Genomic DNA, 23,388 nt, shown 5'->3' with positions numbered 1-23,388 from the left:
GGCCCATGCGACGGCGCACCCACCGGATCCCCGCGGCGGCCCTCTGCCTCCTCGCGCTGCTCCTCCCGAGCGCCCCCGTCCCCGCCGCGGCGGCCGCGGGCCCGGCCGTGACCGTCGGCCCCGGGGAGGCGGGCGTCGGCGGCGACATCACCGTACGGGGCACCGGCTGGCGGCCGGACACCCTGCTCACGCTGCTGATCTGCGGCCAGAACGCGATCGGCGGCACCAACTCCTGCGCCAACGCGTACGGCCGGGCCGTCACCACTGACGCCCGCGGCGCCTTCCGCCGTACGATGCCGGTCGCGGAGCCGCCGAGGCCCTGCCCCTGCGTGGTCCACGTCGCCACCGTCACCGGCGAGCACGCCGTGGTGGACGCGCCCTTCGTCGTCGCGGGCCACCCGACCGCCCCGCTGCCCGAGCGGACCGGCGACGGCCGGCTCGCCGTGCTCGGCGCCCGGCTCGACGGTTCGGGCGGCCTGCTCACCTGGTTCGGCGCCCCGCCCGGCAGGCGCTTGGTGCTCACCGTCGGCAACCTGGGCCCGGGCCCGGTGGAGGACCCCGTCTTCCGGGTCGGCACCTCGCACGGGCTCTTCGGCCCCCAGTGGGAGGAGCGCACCTGGCGCGGCTCCGTCCAGCCGGGCAGGAAGGCCCGGGTGGAGCTGCCCGTCGAGCTGGCGGCCGGCGCCCACGGCGACTACACGGTCACCCTGGAGCACGGGGGCAAGGTCCTGGTCACCGAGCCCTGGGACGTTCCCCGCCCCTGGGGCGTGACCCTCTTCTGGCTCCTGCTCTGCGTCGTCGTGCCCGTCGCGCTCTTCCGGCTCGGCATGGCTGTCGTCAACCGGGTCCGCCCGCGCGCCCCGGGACCTGCCGGGCCGCCCCCCGGTCCGCCGCCCGGCCCGGAGCCCGTACTGCCGTGGTTCAGCCACGACCACCAGCCGCAGCACCGCACCGCTGAGGGCCCCTCCCGGGCGGACGGCACCGCCCACCGCCACGAAAGGAACCGCACGTGACCAACCGACGATCCCGGGCCGCCACCGCCGTCGGCCTCGCCCTGATGCTCAGCGGTGCGGGCGTCCTCGCCGCGGCCCTCCCCGCGGCGGCCGCCGAGGTCGCGTACGCCACCGAGTGCACCCCGCCCGCGGCGTCCGGCCTGCCCAAGGTCAACGGCACCACCAAGGCCGACGTCACCGCGCCCGCCACGGCCGCGGTGGGCGACGAGATCGAGGTGGTCTGGAAGTTCACCCAGGCGGCCTCCAAGAACCCGGACCTCATCGACCTCCCCGAGAACAGCGTCAAGCCCTCCGGCGAGATCACCGTGGCCGGGGCCCAGAGCGGCACCCTGGCCGTCGAGGGACCGCGCGAGAACCCGGCGATCCCCAAGAACAGCGAGATGAAGCTCTCCGACATGAAGGGAACCCTGAAGCTCACGGCACCCGGCGACGTCACGCTCGCCCCCGGCGGTTACGCGATCAACGCCTTCTCCACGGACACCACCTGCGTGCCCACCGAGGACGTCCCGGTCGCCGTGACGATCAAGGTGACCGCGGACGGCGGCGGCTCCGGCACCCCGACGACCACCCCCACGACCACCCCGAGCACGACCCCCAGCACCACGCCCACCACGACTCCGACCACCACGCCCAGCGGCACCTCCACCGGCGGAACCTCCCACACCGGCAAGGAGGTCGACGTCTCCTACGCCTGCAAGACCCCGATCGGCGACAAGAGCGCGGTCTCGCCGGTGCAGATCAACGCCGAGGAGAAGGGCGGCGCCTACGACCTCGTCGTCCACTTCGGCAAGTCCGTGATGGACAGCCCGGCGGACATACCGGCCGACTCCGTCAAACCGTCGATGAAGGTGAAGGTCGGCGGCGCGGACCAGGGCGAGGTCGCCGTCGAGGGCCCCACCAACAAGGACCCCATCAAGGCCGGCGACCCCATCGAGATCCCCGACCTCACCGGCACCTACACACCCGCCCACGACGGGCAGGCCACCCTCACCCCGGGCGTGCTGACCGTCGAGGCCCTCGGCACCACCACGACCTGCACCCCCACCGAGGACCCCGGGGTCTCCCTGACCCTCGACGTCACCGGGCAGGAGGGCGGCATCACCGGCGGCTCGGGCGGGTCGTCCGGCACGTCCGGCGGCACGAGCACCACCTCCGGCGGACTCGCCGACACCGGTGCGTCCGACCGCGCCTCCCTGCACGCCCTCGCCCTCGTCGCCGGCACGATCCTGCTCCTCGGCGGTGCGGTCTTCACCTTCACCCCGTGGAGCCGCCTGCGGCGCTGACCCGGCGACACCTCGCGCACGCCGGGCCGGGGGCGGCCACCGGAGGGTCCCTACCCGTCCAGGTCCTCGATCGAGACGGTGGAGGGGCCGCGCTTGCCCGCGAGTCCCGCCGCCACCGACCCGGCGTCGCGCAGCACCCGGACGGCGTTGCGCCAGGCCAGCTTCCCGAGGTCGTCCTCGGACCAGCCGCGGCGCAGGAGTTCGGCGAACAGCCGAGGGTAGCCCGAGACGTCGCCCAGGCCCTCGGGGAGGTGGGCGACGCCGTCGTAGTCGCCGCCGAGGCCGAGGTGGTCCACGCCGGCGACCTCGCGCATGTGGTCGAGGTGGTCGGCGACGGTGCCGATGTCCGCGACCGGCCGCGGGTGCCCGGCCGCGTAGGCCTCCTGGACGGCCTGTGCCTCCGGGGACTGGTCGAGCGGGTGCAGGCCGTGGGCCTTCATGTTCTCGTTCGCGCCGACGATCCAGTCGGCGGCCGCCGGCAGGATGAACTGCGGCACGAAGGTGGCCATCGCGACGCCCCCGTTGCGGGGCAGCTGCTCCAGGACGTCGTCCGGGATGTTGCGGACGTGGTCGCAGACGGCGCGCGAGGAGGAGTGCGAGAAGAGCACCGGGGCCTCGCTGACCCGCAGCGCCGCCCGCATCGTGCCGGGGGAGACGTGGGAGAGGTCGACCAGCATGCCGAGGCGGTTCATCTCGCGGACGACCTCCTCGCCGAAGGCGGTCAGACCGCCGTGCCGCGCCTCGTCCGTGGCCGAGTCCGCCCAGTCGATGGTGTCGTTGTGGGTGAGCGTCATGTAGCGCACGCCCAGCGTGTACAGCATCCGCAGCACTCCCAGGGAGTTGGCGATGCTGTGGCCGCCCTCCGCGCCCATCAGGGAGGCGATCCGGCCCTCGGCGCGGGCGGCCTCCATGTCGTCCGCCGTCACCGCGAGGCGCAGGGCGTCGGGGTGACGGTCGACCAGGCGCAGCACGCAGTCGATCTGCTCCAGGACGGCGACGACCGCGTCGCCCCCGGTCAGGTCGCTGCGGACGTACACCGACCAGAACTGCGCCCCGACGCCGCCCGCCCGCAGCCGGGGGATGTCGGTGTGCAGGTGGGCGGACTGGTCGGCGGCGATGTCACGCCGTTCGAGGTCGTAGCGGACCTGCTCGCGCAACCGCCACGGGAGGTCGTTGTGGCCGTCCACCACGGGGTGGGCGGTGAGCAGCTCCTGTGCGCGTGCGAGCAGGTCCATGGACTACTTCTTCCCTCCGAAACCGAAGCCGGCCGACCCCTCCACCTTGGCACGCAGACGCTTGCCCTTCTCGGTGGCCTGCTGGTTCAGCTCGTCCTGGAAGTGCCGCATGCGCTCCAGCAGTTCGGTGTCGTGCGCGGCGAGCATGCGCACCGCCAGCAGGCCCGCGTTGCGCGCGCCCGCCACCGAGACCGTGGCGACCGGGACACCGGCGGGCATCTGCACGATGGACAGCAGCGAGTCCATGCCGTCCAGGTACTTCAGCGGCACGGGCACCCCGATCACCGGCAGCGGCGTCACCGACGCCAGCATCCCGGGCAGGTGCGCGGCGCCGCCGGCGCCCGCGATGATCGCCTTGAGGCCGCGCTCGGCGGCCTGCTCGCCGTACGCGACCATCTCGCGCGGCATGCGGTGCGCGGAGACGACGTCGACCTCGTACGGCACCTCGAACTCGTCCAGCGCCTGGGCGGCGGCCTCCATGACCGGCCAGTCGGAGTCGGAACCCATCACGATGCCGACCAGCGGCCCAGCGGGATTGCTCACTCTTGGATCGTCCCTCGCAGGTAGTCGGCGGCGTGCCGGGCGCGCTCGCGCACCTCGGCCAGGTCGTCGCCGTAGGTGTTGACATGGCCCACCTTGCGGCCGGGCTTCACGTCCTTGCCGTACATGTGGATCTTCAACTGCGGGTCCCGCGCCATGCAGTGCAGGTAGGCCGCGTACATGTCGGGGTAGTCACCGCCGAGCACGTTCGCCATCACCGTCCACGGCTGGCGCGGGCGGGGATCGCCCAGCGGCAGGTCCAGCACCGCGCGCAGGTGGTTGGCGAACTGCGAGGTTATGGCGCCGTCCTGGGTCCAGTGGCCGCTGTTGTGCGGGCGCATGGCCAGCTCGTTGACGAGGATCCGGCCGTCCCGGGTCTCGAAGAGCTCCACCGCGAGGTGACCCACCACGCCCAGCTCCTTGGCGACGGTCAGCGCGAGCTGCTGGGCCTCCGCCGAACGGGCCTCCGACAGCTCCGGCGCGGGGGCGATGACCGTGTCGCACACGCCGTCGACCTGGATGGACTCCACCACCGGGTAGGCGACCGCCTGCCCGTGCGGCGAGCGCACGACGTTCGCCGCCAGCTCCCGTACGAAGTCGACCTTCTCCTCGGCCAGCACCGGCACGCCCGCCCGGAACGGCTCGGCGGCGCCGGCCTCGTCGCGCACGACCCACACGCCCTTGCCGTCGTAGCCGCCGCGCACCGTCTTCAGCACGACCGGATACCCCTCGCCCTCCTGGGCGAAGCGCGTCACGTCCGCCGGGTCGGAGACGATCCGGTGCCGCGGGCAGGGCACGCCGATGGAGTCGAGCCTCGCCCGCATCACGCCCTTGTCCTGGGCGTGCACCAGCGCGTCGGGCCCGGGGCGGACGGCGATGCCGTCGGCCTCCAGCGCCCGCAGGTGCTCGGTGGGCACGTGCTCGTGGTCGAAGGTGATCACGTCGCAGCCCGCGGCGAACGCGCGCAACGTGTCGAGGTCGCGGTAGTCGCCCACCACGACCTCACCGGCGACCAAGGCCGCGGAGTCCACGGGCGTGTCGCTGAGGAGCTTGAACCTGATGCCGAGCGGAATGCCCGCCTCGTGGGTCATACGGGCGAGCTGGCCGCCGCCGATCATGCCGACTACGGGGAATGTCACAGTCACCAGGATATCGGGGCACGAATGACGCACCGACCGCCGTCCCGGAGGGGCCCCGGATAGCATGAAGGTCACTGACCAGACACAGACGGGGCCGAACGATCACATGGACGGTGCGACCGGGTCCACCACCGGGGCAGGGCTGCGGAACCGGCTGACGGCGATGACCCGCGAGATCGCGAAGTTCGGCGCGGTCGGCGGGGCCGGGGTCCTGGTCAACATCGGGGTCTTCAACCTCGTCCGGCACGTCACGGACCTCCAGGTCGTGCGGGCGAGCATCATCGCGACCGTCGTCGCGATCGCCTTCAACTACGTGGGGTTCCGCTACTTCACCTACCGTGACCGCGACAAGTCGGGCCGTACCCGCGAGCTGACCCTCTTCCTGGTGTTCAGCGCGGTGGGCCTGGTGATCGAGAACGGGGTGCTCTTCACGGCGACCTACGGCTTCGGCTGGGACAGCCCGCTGCAGAGCAACGTCTTCAAGTTCATCGGCATCGGCGTGGCGACCCTGTTCCGCTTCTGGTCCTACCGCAGCTGGGTGTTCAAGGCGCTGCCCGTCCGCGAGACCGTGCAGCAAGCAGAATCGTTCCTGGTCGCCAAGGGGAACGAGCCCCCCGGCGCCCGGACCGGCACCCCGCAGTCCTCCGCCCGCTGAGCGGGCCTTCTAGCGCCTCAGGGCGCCCTTCCCGCGGGTGACCTGGTCCTCCCGTGCCAGGAAGAGCGCGAAGACCGGTGGCCGCTGCTGCAGCAGCTCCAGGCGGCCGCCGTCGGCCTCCGCCAGATCGCGGGCGACCGCGAGGCCGATGCCGGTGGAGTTGCGTCCGCTGACCGTGCGCTCGAAGACCCGTGCCCCCAGCTCCGGCGGCACGCCCTGGCCCTCGTCCGTGACCTCGACCACGACCTGCGTCCCGGTGACCCGGGTGGAGATCGCGACCGTGCCGGAGCCGTGCATCAGGCCGTTCTCGATCAGCGTCGCCAGCACCTGGGCCACCGCCCCGGGGGTGCCGACCGCGCGGAGCCGGTTCTTGCCCGCGGAGGTGATGGCCCGGCCCGCGCTGCGGTACGCCGGGCGCCACTCCTCCACCTGCTGCTTGATCACGTCGTCGATGTCGAAGACGACCGCCGAGCCGGTCCGCGGGTCCCGCGCGTTGGTGAGCAGCCGCTGCACGACGTCCGTGAGCCGTTCCACCTGACCGAGTGCGATGGCCGCCTCCTCCTTGACGGCCTCCCCGTCCTCGGCCGTGGCGATGATCTCCTCCAGCCGCATCGACAGCGCCGTCAGCGGGGTCCGCAGCTGGTGCGAGGCGTCCGCCGCCAGGCGCCGCTCGGCGGTCAGCATCCGGGCGATCCGCTCGGCGCTGCGGTCCAGCACGTCCGCGACCCGGTCCAGCTCCGGCACCCCGTAGCGCCGGTGCCGCGGCCTGGGGTCGCCGGAGCCCAGCCGCTCGGCCGTCTCCGCGAGGTCGGTCAGCGGGCTGCCGAGCCGGCGCGCCTGGCGCACCGCGAGGACGACGGCGGCCAGCACCGCCAGCAGCGCCACCGCGAGGATGATCAGCAGGGTCCGGCCGATCTCCCGGCTGACCCTGCTGCGCGACTCCTCGACGGTGACGGTCTCGCCCTGCTCGCCGGTCTGCCGGGAGGAGATCACCTGGCCCGTGGGCTTGGTCCCGATGCTGATCGGCGCCGCCCCGGGGATCTGCACCAGCGCGTACCGCCCGGGGGCGATCTGCTGGGCCAGCACCTCACGGCTGATCCGCTCCTCGCCGATCATCCTGCTCTCGACGATGCCGACCAGCCGCACCGCCTCGGAGTCCACGCTCTCCCTGGCGCTGTTCTCGATCGTCCGGGCCTCCACCAGGACGAGGGAGACGCCGAAGACGGCGATGACGACGAGCACCACGGCGAGCGTGGACTGGATGAGGCGGCGGCGCATGAGTGAAGCGTCTCAGACCGCGCGGGCCCCCGGCGTGCCCGCTCTTCCTAGTTCTTCTCGAACCGGAAGCCGACCCCGCGCACCGTGGAGATGTAGCGGGGGGCCGCCGCGTCGTCGCCGAGCTTCTTGCGCAGCCACGAGATGTGCATGTCCAGGGTCTTCGTGGAGGACCACCAGGTGGTGTCCCACACCTCGCGCATCAGCTGCTCTCGGGTGACCACCCGGCCGGCGTCCCGCACCAGCACCCGCAGGAGGTCGAACTCCTTCGCGGTGAGCTGCAGTTCCTCGTCGCCCATCCACGCGCGGTGCGACTCGACGTCGATCCGCACGCCCTGGGTGGAGGGCTGCTGGGCCTCGGCGGTGCCGCGCCGCAGCAGCGCCCGCACCCGGGCCAGCAGCTCGGCCAGCCGGAAGGGCTTGGTCACGTAGTCGTCGGCGCCGGCGTCCAGGCCGACCACCGTGTCCACTTCGTCGGCGCGGGCGGTGAGCACCAGCACCGGGAAGCCATGGCCTTCGGTGCGCAGCCTTCTGCACACCTCGAGCCCGTCCATTCCGGGCAGCCCCAGGTCGAGCACCAGAAGATCGAAGGAGCCGAGCAGGGCGGCTTCGAGCGCCGCGGGTCCGTCCTCGCGCACCTCGACCTCGTACCCTTCGCGGCGCAGCGCGCGTGCGAGCGGTTCCGAGATGGATGCGTCGTCCTCGGCGAGCAGTACGCGGGTCATGCGCTGATGGTAGTCCGCCTGGAGAAACCGCACGCCGGGCGGGCCGTCACCGTTGTGAGGTCCATCTCAAGTCGTCCCATATAGCACATCTCGCGCTGCCATAAGGTAACCAAAAGCCCGAAACAGCCCAGGTGGCCTTTGCCGCGCGCCACGCGTCGAAGGGCCCTTCTGCGACGGGGCTGGTCCCCACCAGCATTTCCAGTCAACGACCTGTGGACCGGGACCGCGCCTGTGAAGGCGCCGGTCGTGGATCCCGGTGCGCCCTCGCGCGCCCCGGTGCCGGTCACCCCCCACCCGGGCGCGCACCGCTCTCGCAGCGCGTCCCGAGCAGCAAGGAAGCTCCATGGCGTCCAGCCTGACGAAGGACGCCGCACCGCAGGGCACCCCTGCGAACGGCGGCAACACCTTCCTCGGCCACCCCCGCGGCCTGGCCACCCTCTTCATGACCGAGACGTGGGAGCGTTTCAGCTACTACGGCATGAGGGCCCTGCTCGTCCTCTACCTGACGGCCTCGGTCGCGGACGGCGGCCTCGGCATGAAGGCCGCCACCGCCGGCGCGATCTACAGCGTCTACACCGCCACGGTGTACCTCCTGGCGATGCCGGGCGGCTGGTTCGCCGACCGCCTGTGGGGCCCGCGCCGTACGGTCGCCATCGGCGGCACGATCATCATGATCGGCCACTTCCTGCTGGCCGTGCCGGTGAAGGCGTCGTTCTTCGTCGGCCTGGTCTTCATCGCCGTGGGCTCCGGCCTGCTCAAGTCGAACATCTCGACGATGGTCGGCCAGCTCTACCCGGACCGCAACGATCCGCGCCGGGACGGCGGCTTCACGATCTTCTACATCGGCATCAACCTCGGTGCCTTCCTCGCGCCGCTCGCCATCGGCACCGTGGGCCAGCAGGTCAACTGGCACCTGGGCTTCGCCATGGCCGGTGTCGGCATGGGGCTGGGCCTGGCCCAGTTCCTCATCGGCACCAAGCACCTCGCGCCGGTCTCCAGCGTGGTCCCCACGCCGCTGGACGCCGCCGAGCGCGCCGGCATGATGAAGAAGGCGCTGATCTGGCTGGCCGCCGCGGTGGTCTTCTACGGCGTGGTCACCTTCACCGGCCACTTCACGATCAACTGGGTGCTCTGGCCGATCTCCCTGCTGGGGCTGGCCTTGCCGGCGTACTACTTCACCCGCATCCGCCAGGACCAGGAGCTCACCCCGGACGAGAAGACCAAGGTCAGCGGCTACATCTGGTTCTTCGTCGTGGCCGCCGTCTTCTGGATGATCTACGACCAGTCCGGTTCGACCCTGACGGTCTTCGCCTCCGAGCACACCGCGTCCACGCTGTGGGGCTTCAACTTCCCCGAGAGCTGGTTCCAGTCGCTGAACCCGCTCTTCGTGATGGCGCTCGCCCCGGTCTTCGCCGCGCTGTGGACGACGCTGGGCCGCAGGAACCCCAGCACGACCGTGAAGTTCGCCCTCGGCGTCGCCGGCATCGGCGTCTCCTTCGTGGTCATGATGCTCGCCCAGGCCGCCGCCTCCGGCGACGTCAAGGTCACCCCGCTGTGGCTGGCCGTGGTCTACCTGATCCAGACCACCGCCGAGCTGTGCCTGTCCCCGGTGGGCCTGTCGGTCACCACGAAGCTGGCCCCGGTCAAGTACGCCAGCCAGATGATGGGCCTGTGGTTCCTCGCTGTCACGGCGGGTGACTGCGTGGCCGCGATCCTGCAGCTGGCCATCGGGGACGCCTTCCTGTCGGAGACGTCCTTCGCGATCCAGGGCGGCGTGGCGCTGGCCGCGGGTGCGGCGTTCGTGCTGTACCGCAAGCGGGTCATCGGGCTCATGGGCGACGTGCACTGACGTCTGCCGACGGCTGCCGGTTGTCCGTGTGCGGGTGCGTTGTGGTTGCGGTTGGGGTTCTTTTCCCCGCCGCCCTCCCGTTGCCCCGGTGGGGTCAGTGACCGCCTCGCTGTGTGCGTTGGGGGTCGGTGGCGCGCCGGCGCACGTCCTCAGCGCTCGCGGATTTGCCGGATCATTCCGTCCCGGGTCCGCCGCTCGTCGCTTCCGGGCGCACCCCTGCACACCCCCTCCTGTCGTATGGGCGACTGACGCCGGTGGGGGGTGAGTAAGGCACCTGCGGCGATCCCGGACCGGCTCATCGCCCACCCTCCCCCAGCCTTCGGCCGGGGGTACCCCCAACTCCCCCACCCCCTCCGTATCGCGAGCGACCAACGCCCGGTGGGGGTGATGAAGCGGTCCGGGGTGACCCCGGATTGCCTCCTCACCCCCCTCCGGCCGTCAGTCGCCCCAACGACGAGAGGGGGTGTGGCGGGGTGCGCCCGGAAGCGACGAGCGGTGATGCCGGTGACGCAATGACCCGGCGAATCCGCGAGCGCTGAGGACGTGCGCCGGCGCGCCACCGACCCAGGCACACGATGCGAGACCTGCACTGACCGACCGGGGCCACGGGCGGGCGGCGGGGAAAAACCCCCAACCGCAACCACAAACGACCCGCAGAGAACCACCGGCCGCAAGGGACACCCCGGGCAGGCCCGGAGGGCTAGGCGTGGGGGCGGCCCATGGCCCGGAACGTCCAGCCCGCCTCACGCCACACCGCCGGCTCCAGCGCGTTCCGCCCGTCGATGACGTGCCGCCCCCGCGCCACCGCCCCGAGCTCCGCCGGATCGAGCTCCCGGAACTCCCGCCACTCCGTGAGGTGCAGCACGACGTCCGCCCCCCGGACCGCCTCCAGCGCGCTCGGGGCGTACCCGAGCGTCGGGAAGAGCCGCCGGGCGTTGTCCATCGCCTTGGGGTCGTACACGGTGACCTGGCCGCCCTGGAGGTGGATCTGCCCGGCGACGTTGAGCGCGGGGGAGTCCCGCACGTCGTCGGAGTCGGGCTTGAAGGCCGCGCCGAGCACCGCGATCCGCTTGCCGAGGAAGCCGCTGCCGCCGCAGGCCTCGCGGGCGAGCTCGACCATGTGGGCGCGGCGGCGCATGTTGATGGAGTCGACCTCGCGCAGGAACGTGAGCGCCTGGTCCGCGCCGAGCTCCCCCGCGCGGGCCATGAAGGCGCGGATGTCCTTGGGGAGGCAGCCGCCGCCGAAGCCGATGCCGGCGCGCAGGAACTTCTTGCCGATCCGCTCGTCGTGGCCGATGGCCTCGGCGAGCTTCACCACGTCCCCGCCGGCCGCCTCGCTGACCTCGGCCATGGCGTTGATGAAGGAGATCTTCGTGGCGAGGAAGGCGTTGGCCGCCGTCTTGACCAGTTCGGCGGTCGGGTAGTCCGCGACGACGAAGGGCGTGCCCTCGCCGACGGGGGTCGCGTAGACCTCGCGCAGCAGCTTCTCGGCGTGCTCGGAGGCGACGCCGACGACGATGCGGTCCGGGTGCAGGGTGTCCTCGACCGCGAAGCCCTCGCGCAGGAACTCGGGGTTCCACGCCAGCTCCGCGCCGTCCCCGGCGGGGGCGAGCTCGGTCAGGCGGGCCGCCAGCCGGGCCGCGCTGCCGACCGGCACGGTCGACTTGCCGACGACCAGCGCGGGCCGCTCCAGGTGCGGGGCGAGCAGTTCGAAGGCGCTGTCGACGTAGCTCATGTCGCAGGCGTACTCGCCGTGCTTCTGGGGGGTGTTCACGCAGACGAAGTGGATGTCGCCGAAGGCCGCCACCTCCTCCCAGGAGGTGGTGAAGCGCAGCCGCCCGCTGGAGTCCGGCAGGCCCGCGACGTGGCGGCGCAGCAGGTCCTCGAGGCCCGGCTCGTACATCGGCACGCGGCCGGCGGAGAGGGTCTCGATCTTGGCGGGGTCGATGTCCAGGCCCAGCACCTCGAAGCCCAGCTCGGCCATCGCCGCGGCGTGCGTGGCACCCAGGTAGCCGGTGCCGATCACGGTGAGCTTGAGCGCCATGCGGAGGGTCCCTCCCAGGTCGTGGCCTGATTGCGATGTTGAGCATAGCCCCGGGCGGCGTCCTCGTTCCCCGGTGCGGGCACGGAAGAAGGCCCCGGGAATGGCCATGGCACGGTCCCACGCGCCACAATGCCCCCGACGCACGCGTGGGGAGCGGGTGCACATGGTGGGGGTGGATGATGACGACGACGGATCCGGTCGGCCACGAGCAGACGGCGGTCACGGAAACGGAACGGGAAGCGGCACCCGCGAAGGCGGCGGAGCCGGCGCGCAGGAGGCGCAGCCGCACCCGGCGGGTGCTGCTGGGCGCGCTGGTCCTGCTGGCCGTCGGGGTGCTGGGGGTGGCCGGAACCCTGTGGTGGGCGGTGGACCACTACACCGGCAAGGTGAACCGCATCCCCAACGTCTTCCCGACGAACGTGCCCGAGAGCGAGCAGCCGCAGGCCGCCAAGGGCGGTGAAACGTTCCTCCTGGTCGGCGTGGACGCCCGCTCCGACCTGCCGACCACGGGCCGGGACGCCAGGGCCCCGGAGTGGAAGCGCGGCGCCCAGCGCAGCGACACGATGATGCTGGTGCACCTGCCGGCCGACCGCAAGCACGCCTACGTGGTCTCGCTGCCCCGTGACAGCTGGGTCTCGATCCCGGGCAACGGCAAGGCCAAGCTGAACGCCGCGTTCTCCTGGGGCGGCCCGCCGCTGCTGATCGACACCGTCCAGCGGCTCACCGACGTGAAGGTCGACCACCTCGCGGTCATCGACTGGAGCGGCTTCAGGACGCTCACCGACGACATCGGCGGCGTCGACCTGGCGGGGAAGCACATGAACGGCGAGGAGGCCCTGAAGTACGTCCGTGAGCGCTACAACCTGCCGCGCGGCGACCTGGACCGCACCCACCGCCAGCAGGCCTTCCTGCGCGCGGTGATCGCCAAGACGCTGACCAAGGACTCGATGAGCAACCCGCTGAAGGCCAAGGAGCTGCTGGACCGCGTCACCGGGGTGGTCAGCGTCGACGACCGGCTCTCCGACGGGGACCTGCGCGACCTGATGTGGGGCATGCGCGGGGTGCGCGCGGGCGACATGGTCTTCATGAACGCCCCGGTCGGCGGGCTCGACATGATCAAGGGCCAGTCGGTGGTGCTGCTCGACGACAACGGCAGCGAGCAGCTGTGGGAGGCCATGCGCAACGACACCATGGCCGACTACGTGGCGAGCCACTCCCTCGACCGCCTGGGCTCCTCGACTCCGTGAGTCCGGGCGCCGGCGGGAAAGCCGGAGGGGCCGGCGGGGCGCGGTGTGCGCGCCCCGCCGGCCCCTCGGCCGTCGCGGGGGAGGTCAGGAGTCCGGCGTGACCGTGACCTTCTCGTCGTTCTTCAGCTCCGAGACGAGCTGCTTGACCTTCGGCATGTCCCACTTGAGCGCGCTGCCCACGTTGGTGCTGATGGAGCCCGAGGTCGGCATGTTCATCGAGAGGCCGTCACCGCCGGAGACGCTCTTCATCGCCCAGAACATGGACACCAGGTTCCACAGGCTCATGTCCTTGTCGACGATCAGCGTGTCCAGGCCCGCGCCCATGGTCGGGTAGAGCTTGAACGGGTTGAGGACCGTGCCCGGCGTGGCCGTCTGGCTCGCGAGGGCGGCGAGGAACTTCTGCTGGTTCTTGGTGCGGCCCAGGTCGCCCTCGGCCTCCTGGTAGCGCTGGCGGACGAAGGCCAGGGCCTCGTCGCCGTTGAGGGTCTGCTTGCCCTTCTTGATGTGCAGGCCCGAGTTTTTGTCATTGATGTCGCGGGGGATGTCGAGCTCGACACCGCCGACCGCGTCGACGAGGCCCGCGAAGCCGGCGAAGCCGATCTCCGCGTAGTGGTCGATGTGCAGGCCCGTGTTGTACTCGACCGTCCGCACCAGCAGCGTCGGCCCGTCTATCGAGTAGGCCGCGTTGAGCTTGTTCTGGCCGCGCGACGCGAAGGTCTTGCCCGACTCCGAGCCCTTGAACTCGGGGATCGTGACATAGGAGTCACGCGGCAGCGAGATCAGCGAGTTCCCGTTGTCACCGACGTGCAGGATCATCATCGAGTCGGTGCGCTTGCCCTCGGCGGAGCCGGTGTGCAGCTGCTTCTTCTGCTCGCCGGACAGGCCCTCGCGGCTGTCCGAGCCGACGATGAGGTAGTTGGTGCCCTCGCCGGTCTCCGGGCGGTCTATGACCGTGCCCAGGTCCACCTCGCGGCGCACCTTGCCGTCCGCCCAGAAGTAGGTGCCGATCGACCAGGCGGCGACCACGACGACCAGACCGATCAGGACGCCCTTGACCCGCCGCCTGCGGCTGCCGGGAGGGGTGGTGCGGCCTCCGGTGGACGGCGGGCCGTACGAGCCGCCGCCGTAGCCGTCGTGGCCGCCGCCCGGCCCTCCGTGACCGGGGACGCCGCTGCCGTACGCCTGCTGGCGCGGCACACTGCCGGGAGCCGCCGCACGGCGCGGGGACAGCTCGGGGGGCAGCGGCGGCTCGGAGATCTGCTGCGGCCGCTGGTTCCTGTTGTCGGACCAACCGTCGGACCATGCGTTCATGTACCGCAGTGTGCCCTGCCGCCCTGCCCGGCAGGGCCTCCGTGGCGCTTCTGAAGCAGAGCTGATGCAAAGGTCACAGGACCGACGCGATGCGGTGACCGATTGTGTCCGCGCGTTCTCAGCCGGTGAGATGCGTCGGCGCGTTGGTGTGGGTCTCGATCATTCCGGCGGCTTGTTCCAGCAGTTCGTGCGCCAGGTTGGAGCAGGCCCTGGAGGCGGCCACGTCCTCCCCTATGCGCATATCGGGCTCGTCGCTCGGATTGCGCCGCGAATAGCCGTGGCCCACCACGCCCGGGGCGCCGTCCCCGGTGAGCGAGGCGGTGCATGCGGTGCGGTTGCCGTCCTCCTCCAGGGACAGCTTGATCGTCCACGTCTTCTCCATGGCGGATCACCTCTTGGACCTCGGGACGTCGGCCCCTTTCTCAGCATCCGCCCCGCCCCGCCGACGGGCAAGGTGTGCCCGGCGGGGAGCACGGCACGGCAGTGCTTAGGGTGGAGCCATGTTCGAGGAGCCACCCCCGCACCCCGTGCCGTTCAAGCCGACGTCCGCCTCGCGGATCACGCTGGCGCACATCATGACCCACCACGACACCAACCTGCTGGGCACCGTCCACGGCGGCGTGGTGATGAAGCTCGTGGACGACGCGGCGGGCGCCGTCGCGGGCCGCCACTCCGAGGGCCCCGCGGTGACCGGCGCCATGGACGAGATGGCCTTCCTCGAACCGGTGCGGGTCGGCGACCTGCTCAAGGTGCAGGCCCAGGTCAACTGGACCGGGCGCAGCTCCATGGAGGTCGGCGTGCGCGTGCTCGCCGAGCGCTGGAACGAGTCCGGCCCCGCGACCCAGGTGGCCAGCGCCTACCTGGTCTTCGTGGCCGTGGACGCCGAGGGCACCCCGCGCGCGGTGCCCCAGATCGAGCCCGAGACCGAGCGGGACCGGCGCAGGCTGCAGGAGGCGCAGATCCGCCGCACGCACCGGCTGGCCCGCCGCCGGGCGATCATGGAGCTGCGCGAGAAGCGCGCCGCCGAGGGCTTCGACGACTGACGGCTCGGCGACGGCCGGCGCTCGACGACCCGACGCGCCCGGCCCCGGGACCTCAGCCGCACAGGATGCGGTCGCCGCGCATCGGCGGGAGCTCCACCGGCGGCGCCGCGGGCGGGTCCGGCTCGCCGGCCCGTACCGGCGTGACGCCGTCGTAGTCCGCGCCCACGGTGATCCGCAGCATCGAGCCCAGCCCGGACACCCGGCGCAGCTCCGCGTACGGCAGGGCCGTTCCCAGGGCCTTCGCGGAGCGGTCCCAGCCCGGGTCGTAGTGGATGACCGTGTACTCGGCGTCGTGCCGGACGGTGTTGCCCGGCGTACCGGTGGTGCGGAAGCCCAGCCGGCGCAGCTCCTTGTCCACTCGGGCCCCCAGCCCGTTGACCGTCGTCCCGTTGTTGACCTGGACGCGGATCGACTTGGGCGGCACGTCGACCTGCTCGGGCTCGGGCGCCGACGGGCTGGGCGTCGCCAGGGGGCCGCCGTCCGGGCCGGTGAGCGGGCGGTCCTCGCGCAGCGCGTCGAAGATCCGCTTGGCGCCCTTGACGTCCCAGCGCAGGGTCGTCCCCACCCCCTGCACCCGGAACGGCGTGGCGTCCACCGGCACCGTCGCGAACTCCACCGAGCGGGCCCCGAAACCGCCGCGCAGCCCCGTGGCGAGCGCGATCAGGTCGTCCGGCTTGGTCTGCCGGTCCGCGCGCACCGAGCCCAGCGCGGCCTTGGCCACCTGGTCGAGCTTGACGGGGTTCTGCAGCAGGCCGATGTCGGTGACCCGGCGGACCAGGGCGGCCAGGAACCGCTGCTGGTTCTGCATCCGCTGCAGGTCGGGGCTGCCGGGGAGGTGGCCGGAACGCACGTAGCGCAGTGACGTGCCGCCGTCCGCCCGCACCGTGCCGGCGGGCAGGTCGAGCCCGGTCACGGGGTCGCGCAGCGGACGGGCGAAGCAGAGGTCGACGCCGCCGATCCGGTCGACGGTCCTCATGAACGAACCGAAGTCGAACTCGGCGTAGTGGTCGACCTTGATCCCGGTCATCTTCTCGACCGTCCCCACGGCGAGCGCGGGCCCGCCCACCCCCCAGGCCCACTTCAGCTTGCCCGCCCGGGGGAGCTCCGCGTACGAGTCGCGCGGCAGCGCGACCACGCTGACCCGCCTGCCGTCCCGCGACAGGTGCGCCAGCATCATCGTGTCGGTGCAGTCGCAGGGCTCACCGCCCAGGCGCAGCCCGGTGCGCTGCGCCTGGGTCAGCCCGCGGCGCACGTCGGTGCCGACGAGGAGGAAGTTGGTGCCCTTGGTGGGGCTGGGCCGGTTCTTCATCCCGGCGAAGGCGTCCACCCGCGCCAGGCGGTCGTCCATGTGCCCCAGGACGGCGTGCCCGATCCCACTGGCGGTCAGGATGCCGAGCGAGACGGCACCGAGGACACGCAGCCCGCGGCGCACCGGCGCCCGCTTCCGGGTCCGGCGGGCGGCTGCGGCGGGTTGCTGACGGCGACGAGCGACGGTCATGCAGTCACGCTAAGGAGTCATACCGTCGTACGGAATGAGCCCCGCCCGGCCGCACGCGCTCGTATCATCCGTTCGCGGTAACGTGTGCGGCTGTGAACGCTGCGACCCCCCACGTGCTGCCCGCCGTCTCCGTGATCATGCCGGTGCTCGACGAGGAGCGGCATCTGCGAAACTCCGTCCGCCACATCCTGGAGCAGGACTACGCGGGCGAGCTCGAGGTCGTGATCGCCCTCGGCCCCTCCTCGGACCGTACGGACGAGATCGCGGCGGAGCTGGTACGGGAGGACCCCCGCGTCCACACGGTGCCCAACCCCACCGGCCGCACCCCCGCCGCCCTGAACGCCGCCATCAAGGCCTCCCGGCACCCGGTCGTGGTGCGGGTCGACGGCCACGGGATGCTCTCGCCCGACTACATCAAGACCGCGGTGCGGCTGCTGGAGGAGACCGGCGCCGCCAACGTCGGCGGCATCATGCACGCCGAGGGCGAGAACGACTGGGAGCGCGCCGTCGCCGCCGCCATGACCTCGAAGATCGGCGTCGGCAACGCGGCCTTCCACACCGGAGGCGCCGCCGCCCCCGCCGACACCGTCTACCTCGGGGTCTTCCGCCGCGAGGTGCTGGAGCAGCAGGGCGGCTACAACGAGGAGTTCATCCGCGCCCAGGACTGGGAGCTGAACTACCGCATCCGCGAGGCCGGCGGCCTGATCTGGTTCTCGCCCGAGCTGCGCGTCTCGTACCGCCCGCGGCCCAGCGTGCGCGCGCTGGCCAAGCAGTACAAGGACTACGGGCGCTGGCGCCGCGTCGTCACCCGGTACCACCAGGGCTCGGTCAACCTGCGCTACCTGGCGGCCCCGGCCGCCGTCGTGGCCATCGCCGCGGGCCTGGTGGCGGGCGCCGTGGTCAGCCCGCTCGGCTTCGTCGTGCCCGGCGGGTACCTCGCGGCGATCGCGCTGGGCTCGCTCCCGGCCGGCAAGGGCCTGTCCGCCGCCGCGCGGCTGCAGATCCCGGTGGCGCTCGCCACCATGCACATGTCCTGGGGCTTCGGCTTCCTGACCAGCCCGCGCTCGCTCGCCCGGCGGGTCATCGCCAGCCGCCGCCCCGCGGTGCGGGCGGCGGCCGACGCGTGATGCCGAGGGTGAGCTCCTACCAGCTGTAGAAGGAGTTCACCTTCATGCACGCCGACTCGTCGGAGGCGTTGAGCGCGCTCGCGTCCTCCAGCACCTGCTTGGTGTCGGTGCTGCTGGCCGCCGGGTAGGTCGACCCGGCCGTCCAGTCGGCGCCGATCACCAGCGTGATGCCCTCGGCGGAGGAGGACTTCTTCACCACACCGGTGGGCAGCTTCAGCGCCTTCGCCACGGCCAGGGCGTTCGCCTTGTCGTCGTCGCTCGGGTAGGTGATCGTGCTGCCGGACTGCGACTGCGGAGTGGAGTCGGACTCGGCCTCGGTGAAGCCCAGCGTCTTCAGCTTCTCCGTGACGGCGCTCGCCCGGCCGGAGACCGCGGGCGTCGAGGCGCTGCCGGTGCCGTTCTGGACCGTCACCGCGATCTCCTCCTTGGGCGAGGCCTTCGCGGTGGGGGCGGCGGACTTGCCGGTCTTCTTCTTGGACGCCTTGCCGTCCACGGGCTGGTCGTTGCGGAGCAGCGTGAAGAGCTTGGTCGCCGCGGGGATCGGCACGACGTGCGCCGCCGGGTTCTGCGGGTCGGCGCCCCACGGCATCGTCGTCATGGTGATGCGGTCGGTGGGGACGCCCTTGAGGTCGTTGCCCAGGCTGTAGAGCTTCTTGACCGTGCCGAGGCCGGTGTCGACGGTCAGCGCCTTGGTGGCGGCCTCCGCCAGGCCCGTCAGCTTGCCCGGGTCGTTGAGCTTCGCACCGGACTTCAGCTGGCGCACCATCGCGTTCATGTACATGTGCTGGGCGTGGGTACGGCCGATGTCGCTGCCGTCCTCGAAGCCGTGCCGGGTACGGAGCCACTGGAGGGCCTGCTGGCCCTTGATGGTGTGGTCGCCCTTGGTGAGCTTGAGACCGGACTTGCGGTCCCAGACGTTCCCCTTCACGCAGACCGGGACGCCGCCGACCGCGTCGGCCATGGAGACCACGCCGGCGAAGTCGATCATCATGAAGTGGTCGATGGATATGTCGGTGAGCTTCTCCCAGGTGGCCACGGTGCAGCCGGGACCGCCGTGCTGGAGGCTCGTGTTGATCGTGTCCGTCGTGGTCTCGGGGTAGACGTGCCCGTCGTCCGGGTCCGTGCACTTGGGGATGGTGACCCGGGTGTCGCGCGGGATGCTGACCACGGTCATGTTGCTGCGGTCGGCGGAGACGTGCAGCAGCATCTGGACGTCGGCGAGCGGCTTGCGGTCCGCGTCGCCCTTGGCCCCGCCGAGCTTCTGGTTCGCCTTGGAGGCCCGGCTGTCGGAGCCGAGGAGGAGGATGTTCAGCGGGGTCTGGCCCGCCGCGTTCGCCTTGCTCTTGGCGGCCTGGCTGTCGCCGAGGTTCAGCGCGTCCTTCTTGATGTTCGCGTTGAGGTGCTGGTAGTACGCGTACGCGGCGCCGGCCGTCCCGAGTATCGCCACCGACGTGACGATCGCCACCCAGCGCAGGGCGCGCCTCTTGCCCTTCTTGCGGCGGCGGTTGCCGCGGCGGCCGCCCTCGTCGTGGCCGTCGTCGTCCGCGCCGTCGCCCTGCGTCGCCGTCAGGGTGCCGGTGGACGCCTCGTCGGACCCGTCGTCCGCCCAGTCCTCGTAGGCCCCGTAATCGGCCCCGTGGCCGTCGTCGCCGTAGCCCCCGGTGTCGTGGCCCGGGGCGTCCCGGCCGGGCTGCTGGTAGGGCGCGTACGGCTCTTGCGGCGGGTAGCCGCCGTGCTGCGGCTCCTCGGGGCGGTAGCCGCCGCGTTGCGGCTGCTGCGGGACCGTCGGGTGCGGGTAGGTGGGCTGCTGCGGGATGTACGCCTGCCCGTGACCGTTCCCGTACGGAGAGTCGCCCCATCCGGGTTCGTGAGGATCGAAGGGGGCGTTCGGCCCCCCGGGGATGCTGCCGTGGCGCATGTGGGCCCTCCCATGACGCGCTGGTCACTACGGTCACCGGCTGCGCCGCAGCGCGCAGATCGTGGGTGATTCTCAGCTGTGCGACTGTCAAAGTCCTGTGGAACCGGAACAGCCCTGCTCGCGGATGGTTGGAGGTCACGATACATAAACCGCGACGGGGTCAAGGCTTTGGTCACTTATCGCCTGTGTAAAGCGATCGTGCGCATTACCCCAAACCGGGATCCCAGCGATATGGCCTGTACACGTCCATGCAAGCTGAATCATTCGCTCCGTTAAGGGCCCCGGCGCTCCTGGGCAGCGTTCCGTCGTCGTCGGCGGCACCCTCGAAGACCGTCCCGTCGCGCCAGTCGGCGCCCACGACGAGTGTGACGGAGGCGACATGTGAGGATTCCTTCACAACGCTGCCGGGGAGCTTGAACACCTTCGCCACGGCGAGCGCGTCCGAGCGGCCCTGCGCGCCCTCGGCGGCCGGGTAGTCGATGACGGTGGCCGCCGAAGGCTGCGCCGTGGTGTCCGCCGACGCCTGCCCGAAGCCGGCCCGGGTCAGCGCTCCGGCCAGGGCGCGCGCCCGGCCGTTCACCGGAGTGCCCGCGGCGTCGCCCGCGGTGCCGTTGACGACCGTCACCGGGATGTCCGCGGCGGGCCGGGCGGCCGGCGCGGACCCGTCGGGCTTCTTCTCCGCCTCCTTCTTCCCCTTGTCGTCGAAGGGGACGTCGCGGACCAGCCGCGACCACACCTTGGGTGCGGCCACCGGGTCCGGCATGTAGTGCTGGTCGTTCTCGGTGTCGGTGACCGGCGGCATGGTCAGCATCGTGATCCGGTCCGACGGGACGCTCTTGAGCTGCATGCCGAGTTCGAAGAGCTTCTTCGGGGTGCCTATCTCCTCCGACACCTGCAGCGCGTTGGTGGCGGCCTCGGCCAGGTTCCGCAACCGCCCGCCGTCGGTGAAGACGTTCTGCGAGCGCAGCTCGCGCACCATCGAGTTCATGTACATGTGCTGCGCCTTGGCGCGCCCGAGGTCGCTCTCGAAGGCGTGCCGGGTGCGCAGCCACTGCAGCGCCTTCTTGCCGGTGATCTTCTGCCGGCCCGCTTCCAGCTTCAGCCCGGAGCCGCCCGGCTGCTGCGGGGTCGGGTGGTCCCACACGGGCTGTTTCACGCAGACCTCGACACCGCCCACCGCGTCGGCCATCTTCACCACGCCGGCGAAGTCGATCATCATCCAGTGGTCGATGTAGACCTTGGTGAGGTTCTGCACGGTGGCCAGCGTGCAGCCGGGGCCGCCGCGCGCCAGGCTCTCGTTGATGATCGCGTGCGTGGTGGGGGCGAACTTCTTGCCCGTCTTCGGGTCGGTGCACTCCGGGATCGGCACCCGGGTGTCGCGCGGGATGCTCACCACGGACATGTTGCTGCGGTCGGCGGAGACGTGCAGCAGCATGATCACGTCGGCGCGGGGGGCCTCGCCCTTGGTGTACCTGGCGCCGCCCAGCTTGAGGTTCTCCTCGGAGTTGCGGCCGTCGGCGCCCAGCAGCAGGACATTCAGCGCGTTCGTCGGCGCCTTCGCCACGTCGCTGGCGCCGCTGTTCCGCTTCCCCTTGCGGATGTTGTGGCTCAGGTGCTCGTAGTACGCGTAGCCGGCCCCCGCCGTCCCGAGGATGAGCAGTGCCAGGGTGACCGCGGTCCACCGGACGACCCGGCGTCCGCGCCGCGCCGGCCGCGGTCCGTCGTGCCGTCCGTCGCCGTCGTCACCCGCGGGGTCCGTGTGCGGGGCCCGGGCCGGACCGGTGCCCCGCTGCGCCGCCCCGTCCCGCGGGTGGTCGTCGTAGAGGCTGTCGTCCCAGCCGAGATCGCGCACACGACTGTCCGTCATCGTCCGGTTCCCACCCCTGATACCCCTGTCGACCTTGGTGCCCGTACCGGGCGGCTACTTGGCGCAGACGCTCTGGTCGTCCGCCCCGACCTTCTGGATGCCCTCGGGCGCCTTCGTCGGTGCGGCGATCGGCGTGCCGGCCTGCGTGAAGTCCTTGCCGAGGGTGAGCGTCATGTTGGCGCGCGGCGCGGCGTCCTCGGTGCCCTGCTTGAGCGCGGAGGCCGGCAGCCCCATCATCTCGGCCAGCCGCCGTGCCTGGTCGGCCTGGTTGGGCGCGTACTCCAGCGTCGTCTTCGTCACCTCGGCGGGCGCGTTGCCGCCGTTGGTGGAGCGGCTGACGCCCTCGTCGTTCTGCAGCCAGTTGACGGTGTCCTGGGCGGCGCCGAAGACCCCGCTGCCGTTCAGCACCTCGACCCGGACGTCGATCGGGTCGGCCTTGGGGCCCTTGAGCTTGGCCGCCTCGGTCGCCTTCTGCTTCTTCTTCACCTCGGTGAGCGAGATGTCGTCCTTCACCATGGTGAACAGCTGCGGTGCCCTGGTCTTGTCCAGCACCACCGTGGTGTGCACCTTCTCGGCCGGGTTGTCTATCACCGGCACCGTCGCGAAGGTGATGTTCTTGGTGTTGACCCGGCTCAGGTCCTTCGCGAGCTCGCTGAGCTTGGTCACGCTGCCGATGCCGGTGTCGACGGTGAGCGCCTTCGTCGCCGTGTTCGCCAGCTTGAGCAGTTTCGTCGGACTGGTCAGCGTGTCGCCCGACTTCATCTTCCGCACCATCGAGCTGAGGAACTGCTGCTGCAGCTCGATGCGGCTCAGGTCGCCGCCGAAGCCGACGCTGTGCCGGGTGCGGACGAAGGCCAGCGCCTGCTCGCCCGCGACGGTGTGCCGTCCCTTGTCCAGCTTCAGGTGCGAGTCCGGGTCGTCGATGTCCTTGGCCAGGCACACCTCGACGCCGCCGACCGCCGTCGACAGGTCCTTCACCGCGTCGAAGTTGGCCATCATGAAGTGGTCGGGGGTGATGCCGGTCAGCGCCTTGACGGTGCGCATCGTGCAGCCCGGATCGCGGCCGTACTGGCCGAGGCTGGTGTTGAAGCGGACGTCGCTCTCACCCGGGATGATCTTCGTGGAGCCGTCGGCCTGCTTCGTCGGGCAGTCCGGGATGTCGGTGATGATGTCGCGCGGGATGCTCAGCGCCGTCGCGTTGGAGCGGTCCTTGGAGACGTGGAAGAGGATCGTGGTGTCGGCGTGGCCGATGTTGGCCCCGTCGCCGTACTTGCCCTTGAGGCCCTGCCGGCTGTCGGTGCCGATGACGAGGATGTTGACCGGCCCGGTGGAGGTGGCGTTCTTGGAGCCGATGCCCGGGTCGATCGCGTTGATGTTGCCGTTGAGCTGCTGGTACAGCGCGTAGACGCCCACGCACGCCGCGATGACGACCACGCCGAGTGTGCCCGCGGTCCAGATCAGGGCCCGCTTCTTGGCCGACTTGCGGGCCTTGGGGCGACGCCGGCTGGTGCGTGCGGCCGCCCGGCCGCCGCCCTCGGCCCTGGTGCCGCCGGCCGCCCGGCCGCCACCCGCGGCTCTTCCGCCGCCCGCCGCACGGCCGTTGCCCGCGGTCCGGCCGC

18 protein-coding genes and 1 pseudogene are annotated in these 23,388 nt (G+C 71.6%); 7 read left to right on the top strand and 12 right to left on the bottom strand.

What is annotated here, in order from left to right:
- The first annotated feature begins 5 nt into the window (after positions 1 to 5).
- Together ACFW3D_RS05770 and ACFW3D_RS05765 are read left to right on the top strand one after the other, a co-directional pair.
- A complete protein-coding gene (locus ACFW3D_RS05770) occupies positions 6 to 1,013 on the top strand; it encodes a hypothetical protein (RefSeq protein ID WP_500501752.1) in 1,008 nt (335 codons plus the stop codon).
- 44 nt (positions 1,014 to 1,057) lie between these two features.
- The gene (locus ACFW3D_RS05765; protein WP_500502152.1) at positions 1,058 to 2,296 is read left to right on the top strand and encodes a hypothetical protein; all 1,239 of its coding nucleotides are present in this window, start codon (positions 1,058 to 1,060) and stop codon (positions 2,294 to 2,296) included.
- A gap of 50 nt (positions 2,297 to 2,346) precedes the next feature.
- On the opposite strand, the gene ACFW3D_RS05760 is transcribed toward ACFW3D_RS05765, so the two are convergent.
- Genes ACFW3D_RS05760 through ACFW3D_RS05750 form a run of 3 tightly spaced genes read right to left on the bottom strand, consistent with a single transcriptional unit; the run spans position 2,347 to position 5,210 of the window.
- Positions 2,347 to 3,531: a dipeptidase gene (locus ACFW3D_RS05760; protein ID WP_500501750.1), complete on the bottom strand. Its 1,185-nt coding sequence runs from the start codon at positions 3,529 to 3,531 to the stop codon at positions 2,347 to 2,349.
- Positions 3,532 to 3,534: 3 nt separating this feature from the next.
- Positions 3,535 to 4,038, bottom strand: coding sequence for a 5-(carboxyamino)imidazole ribonucleotide mutase (gene purE / locus ACFW3D_RS05755; RefSeq protein WP_051102095.1), 504 nt, complete (start codon positions 4,036 to 4,038; stop codon positions 3,535 to 3,537).
- A gap of 32 nt (positions 4,039 to 4,070) precedes the next feature.
- Positions 4,071 to 5,210, bottom strand: a complete 1,140-nt coding sequence (locus tag ACFW3D_RS05750) for a 5-(carboxyamino)imidazole ribonucleotide synthase (protein ID WP_500501748.1) — start codon at positions 5,208 to 5,210, stop codon at positions 4,071 to 4,073.
- Positions 5,211 to 5,316: 106 nt separating this feature from the next.
- On the opposite strand from ACFW3D_RS05750, the gene ACFW3D_RS05745 reads away from it, so the two are divergent.
- A complete protein-coding gene (locus ACFW3D_RS05745) occupies positions 5,317 to 5,865 on the top strand; it encodes a GtrA family protein (RefSeq protein WP_500501745.1) in 549 nt (182 codons plus the stop codon).
- A gap of 9 nt (positions 5,866 to 5,874) precedes the next feature.
- Here ACFW3D_RS05745 and ACFW3D_RS05740 read toward each other — a convergent pair whose 3' ends face one another.
- Both ACFW3D_RS05740 and ACFW3D_RS05735 read right to left on the bottom strand, forming a co-directional pair.
- Positions 5,875 to 7,143, bottom strand: a complete 1,269-nt coding sequence (locus ACFW3D_RS05740; protein WP_500501743.1) for a sensor histidine kinase — start codon at positions 7,141 to 7,143, stop codon at positions 5,875 to 5,877.
- 47 nt (positions 7,144 to 7,190) lie between these two features.
- Positions 7,191 to 7,865, bottom strand: coding sequence for a response regulator transcription factor (locus ACFW3D_RS05735; RefSeq protein WP_500501741.1), 675 nt, complete (start codon positions 7,863 to 7,865; stop codon positions 7,191 to 7,193).
- 343 nt (positions 7,866 to 8,208) lie between these two features.
- Between ACFW3D_RS05735 and ACFW3D_RS05730 the strand changes: the two genes are divergently transcribed.
- Positions 8,209 to 9,714 carry a peptide MFS transporter gene (locus tag ACFW3D_RS05730; RefSeq protein ID WP_500501738.1) on the top strand — a complete coding sequence of 502 codons (1,506 nt, stop codon included), beginning with the start codon at positions 8,209 to 8,211 and terminating at the stop codon, positions 9,712 to 9,714.
- A gap of 700 nt (positions 9,715 to 10,414) precedes the next feature.
- Here ACFW3D_RS05730 and ACFW3D_RS05725 read toward each other — a convergent pair.
- Positions 10,415 to 11,758: a UDP-glucose dehydrogenase family protein gene (locus tag ACFW3D_RS05725; RefSeq protein ID WP_500501735.1), complete on the bottom strand. Its 1,344-nt coding sequence runs from the start codon at positions 11,756 to 11,758 to the stop codon at positions 10,415 to 10,417.
- Positions 11,759 to 11,934: 176 nt separating this feature from the next.
- On the opposite strand from ACFW3D_RS05725, the gene ACFW3D_RS05720 reads away from it, so the two are divergent.
- Positions 11,935 to 13,005: an LCP family protein gene (locus tag ACFW3D_RS05720; protein ID WP_500501732.1), complete on the top strand. Its 1,071-nt coding sequence runs from the start codon at positions 11,935 to 11,937 to the stop codon at positions 13,003 to 13,005.
- An 84-nt stretch (positions 13,006 to 13,089) separates the two neighbouring features.
- Here the strand turns inward: ACFW3D_RS05720 and ACFW3D_RS05715 are convergent, their stop codons facing one another.
- Positions 13,090 to 14,316: an LCP family protein gene (locus ACFW3D_RS05715; protein WP_500501729.1), complete on the bottom strand. Its 1,227-nt coding sequence runs from the start codon at positions 14,314 to 14,316 to the stop codon at positions 13,090 to 13,092.
- A gap of 118 nt (positions 14,317 to 14,434) precedes the next feature.
- Positions 14,435 to 14,698 carry a DUF1876 domain-containing protein gene (locus tag ACFW3D_RS05710; RefSeq protein ID WP_500501726.1) on the bottom strand — a complete coding sequence of 88 codons (264 nt, stop codon included), beginning with the start codon at positions 14,696 to 14,698 and terminating at the stop codon, positions 14,435 to 14,437.
- A 118-nt stretch (positions 14,699 to 14,816) separates the two neighbouring features.
- Here ACFW3D_RS05710 and ACFW3D_RS05705 point away from each other — a divergent pair, with 118 nt between their 5' ends.
- On the top strand, positions 14,817 to 15,359 hold the full coding sequence (locus ACFW3D_RS05705; protein WP_500501723.1) for an acyl-CoA thioesterase: 543 nt from the start codon (positions 14,817 to 14,819) through the stop codon (positions 15,357 to 15,359).
- Between the two features lie 52 nt (positions 15,360 to 15,411).
- Here the strand turns inward: ACFW3D_RS05705 and ACFW3D_RS05700 are convergent, their stop codons facing one another.
- Positions 15,412 to 16,857, bottom strand: a complete 1,446-nt coding sequence (locus tag ACFW3D_RS05700; protein ID WP_500501719.1) for an LCP family protein — start codon at positions 16,855 to 16,857, stop codon at positions 15,412 to 15,414.
- A gap of 86 nt (positions 16,858 to 16,943) precedes the next feature.
- Between ACFW3D_RS05700 and ACFW3D_RS05695 the strand changes: the two are divergent.
- Positions 16,944 to 17,984, top strand: a pseudogene (locus tag ACFW3D_RS05695) (glycosyltransferase family 2 protein); the annotation flags it as partial.
- 16 nt (positions 17,985 to 18,000) lie between these two features.
- Here ACFW3D_RS05695 and ACFW3D_RS05690 read toward each other — a convergent pair.
- The 3 genes from ACFW3D_RS05690 to ACFW3D_RS05680 form a co-directional block, all read right to left on the bottom strand.
- Complete coding sequence (locus ACFW3D_RS05690) at positions 18,001 to 19,902, bottom strand: LCP family glycopolymer transferase (protein WP_500501716.1); 1,902 nt, start codon at positions 19,900 to 19,902, stop codon at positions 18,001 to 18,003.
- Between the two features lie 205 nt (positions 19,903 to 20,107).
- A complete protein-coding gene (locus tag ACFW3D_RS05685; protein WP_500501713.1) occupies positions 20,108 to 21,769 on the bottom strand; it encodes an LCP family protein in 1,662 nt (553 codons plus the stop codon).
- 54 nt (positions 21,770 to 21,823) lie between these two features.
- Positions 21,824 to 23,388 (bottom strand): LCP family protein (locus ACFW3D_RS05680; RefSeq protein ID WP_500501711.1); only part of this gene is annotated, 1,565 nt, incomplete at its 5' end.

Origin of the sequence: Streptomyces sp. NPDC058864 (assembly GCF_042742985.1) — a bacterium.
GTDB lineage: Bacteria > Actinomycetota > Actinomycetes > Streptomycetales > Streptomycetaceae > Actinacidiphila.
This window is presented reverse-complemented; position numbering and strand designations above follow the sequence as displayed.

Bases quoted from the DNA above. Each gene is read 5' to 3' on its own strand.
- ACFW3D_RS05770 (WP_500501752.1), top strand. From the start codon at position 6: ATGCGACGGCGCACCCACCGGATCCCCGCGGCGGCCCTCTGCCTCCTC.
- ACFW3D_RS05765 (WP_500502152.1), top strand. From the start codon at position 1,058: ATGCTCAGCGGTGCGGGCGTCCTCGCCGCGGCCCTCCCCGCGGCGGCC.
- ACFW3D_RS05760 (WP_500501750.1), bottom strand. From the start codon at position 3,531: ATGGACCTGCTCGCACGCGCACAGGAGCTGCTCACCGCCCACCCCGTG.
- purE (WP_051102095.1), bottom strand. From the start codon at position 4,038: ATGGGTTCCGACTCCGACTGGCCGGTCATGGAGGCCGCCGCCCAGGCG.
- ACFW3D_RS05745 (WP_500501745.1), top strand. From the start codon at position 5,317: ATGGACGGTGCGACCGGGTCCACCACCGGGGCAGGGCTGCGGAACCGG.
- ACFW3D_RS05740 (WP_500501743.1), bottom strand. From the start codon at position 7,143: ATGCGCCGCCGCCTCATCCAGTCCACGCTCGCCGTGGTGCTCGTCGTC.
- ACFW3D_RS05735 (WP_500501741.1), bottom strand. From the start codon at position 7,865: ATGACCCGCGTACTGCTCGCCGAGGACGACGCATCCATCTCGGAACCG.
- ACFW3D_RS05730 (WP_500501738.1), top strand. From the start codon at position 8,209: ATGGCGTCCAGCCTGACGAAGGACGCCGCACCGCAGGGCACCCCTGCG.
- ACFW3D_RS05725 (WP_500501735.1), bottom strand. From the start codon at position 11,758: ATGGCGCTCAAGCTCACCGTGATCGGCACCGGCTACCTGGGTGCCACG.
- ACFW3D_RS05720 (WP_500501732.1), top strand. From the start codon at position 11,935: ATGATGACGACGACGGATCCGGTCGGCCACGAGCAGACGGCGGTCACG.
- ACFW3D_RS05715 (WP_500501729.1), bottom strand. From the start codon at position 14,316: ATGAACGCATGGTCCGACGGTTGGTCCGACAACAGGAACCAGCGGCCG.
- ACFW3D_RS05710 (WP_500501726.1), bottom strand. From the start codon at position 14,698: ATGGAGAAGACGTGGACGATCAAGCTGTCCCTGGAGGAGGACGGCAAC.
- ACFW3D_RS05705 (WP_500501723.1), top strand. From the start codon at position 14,817: ATGTTCGAGGAGCCACCCCCGCACCCCGTGCCGTTCAAGCCGACGTCC.
- ACFW3D_RS05700 (WP_500501719.1), bottom strand. From the start codon at position 16,857: ATGACCGTCGCTCGTCGCCGTCAGCAACCCGCCGCAGCCGCCCGCCGG.
- ACFW3D_RS05690 (WP_500501716.1), bottom strand. From the start codon at position 19,902: ATGCGCCACGGCAGCATCCCCGGGGGGCCGAACGCCCCCTTCGATCCT.
- ACFW3D_RS05685 (WP_500501713.1), bottom strand. From the start codon at position 21,769: ATGACGGACAGTCGTGTGCGCGATCTCGGCTGGGACGACAGCCTCTAC.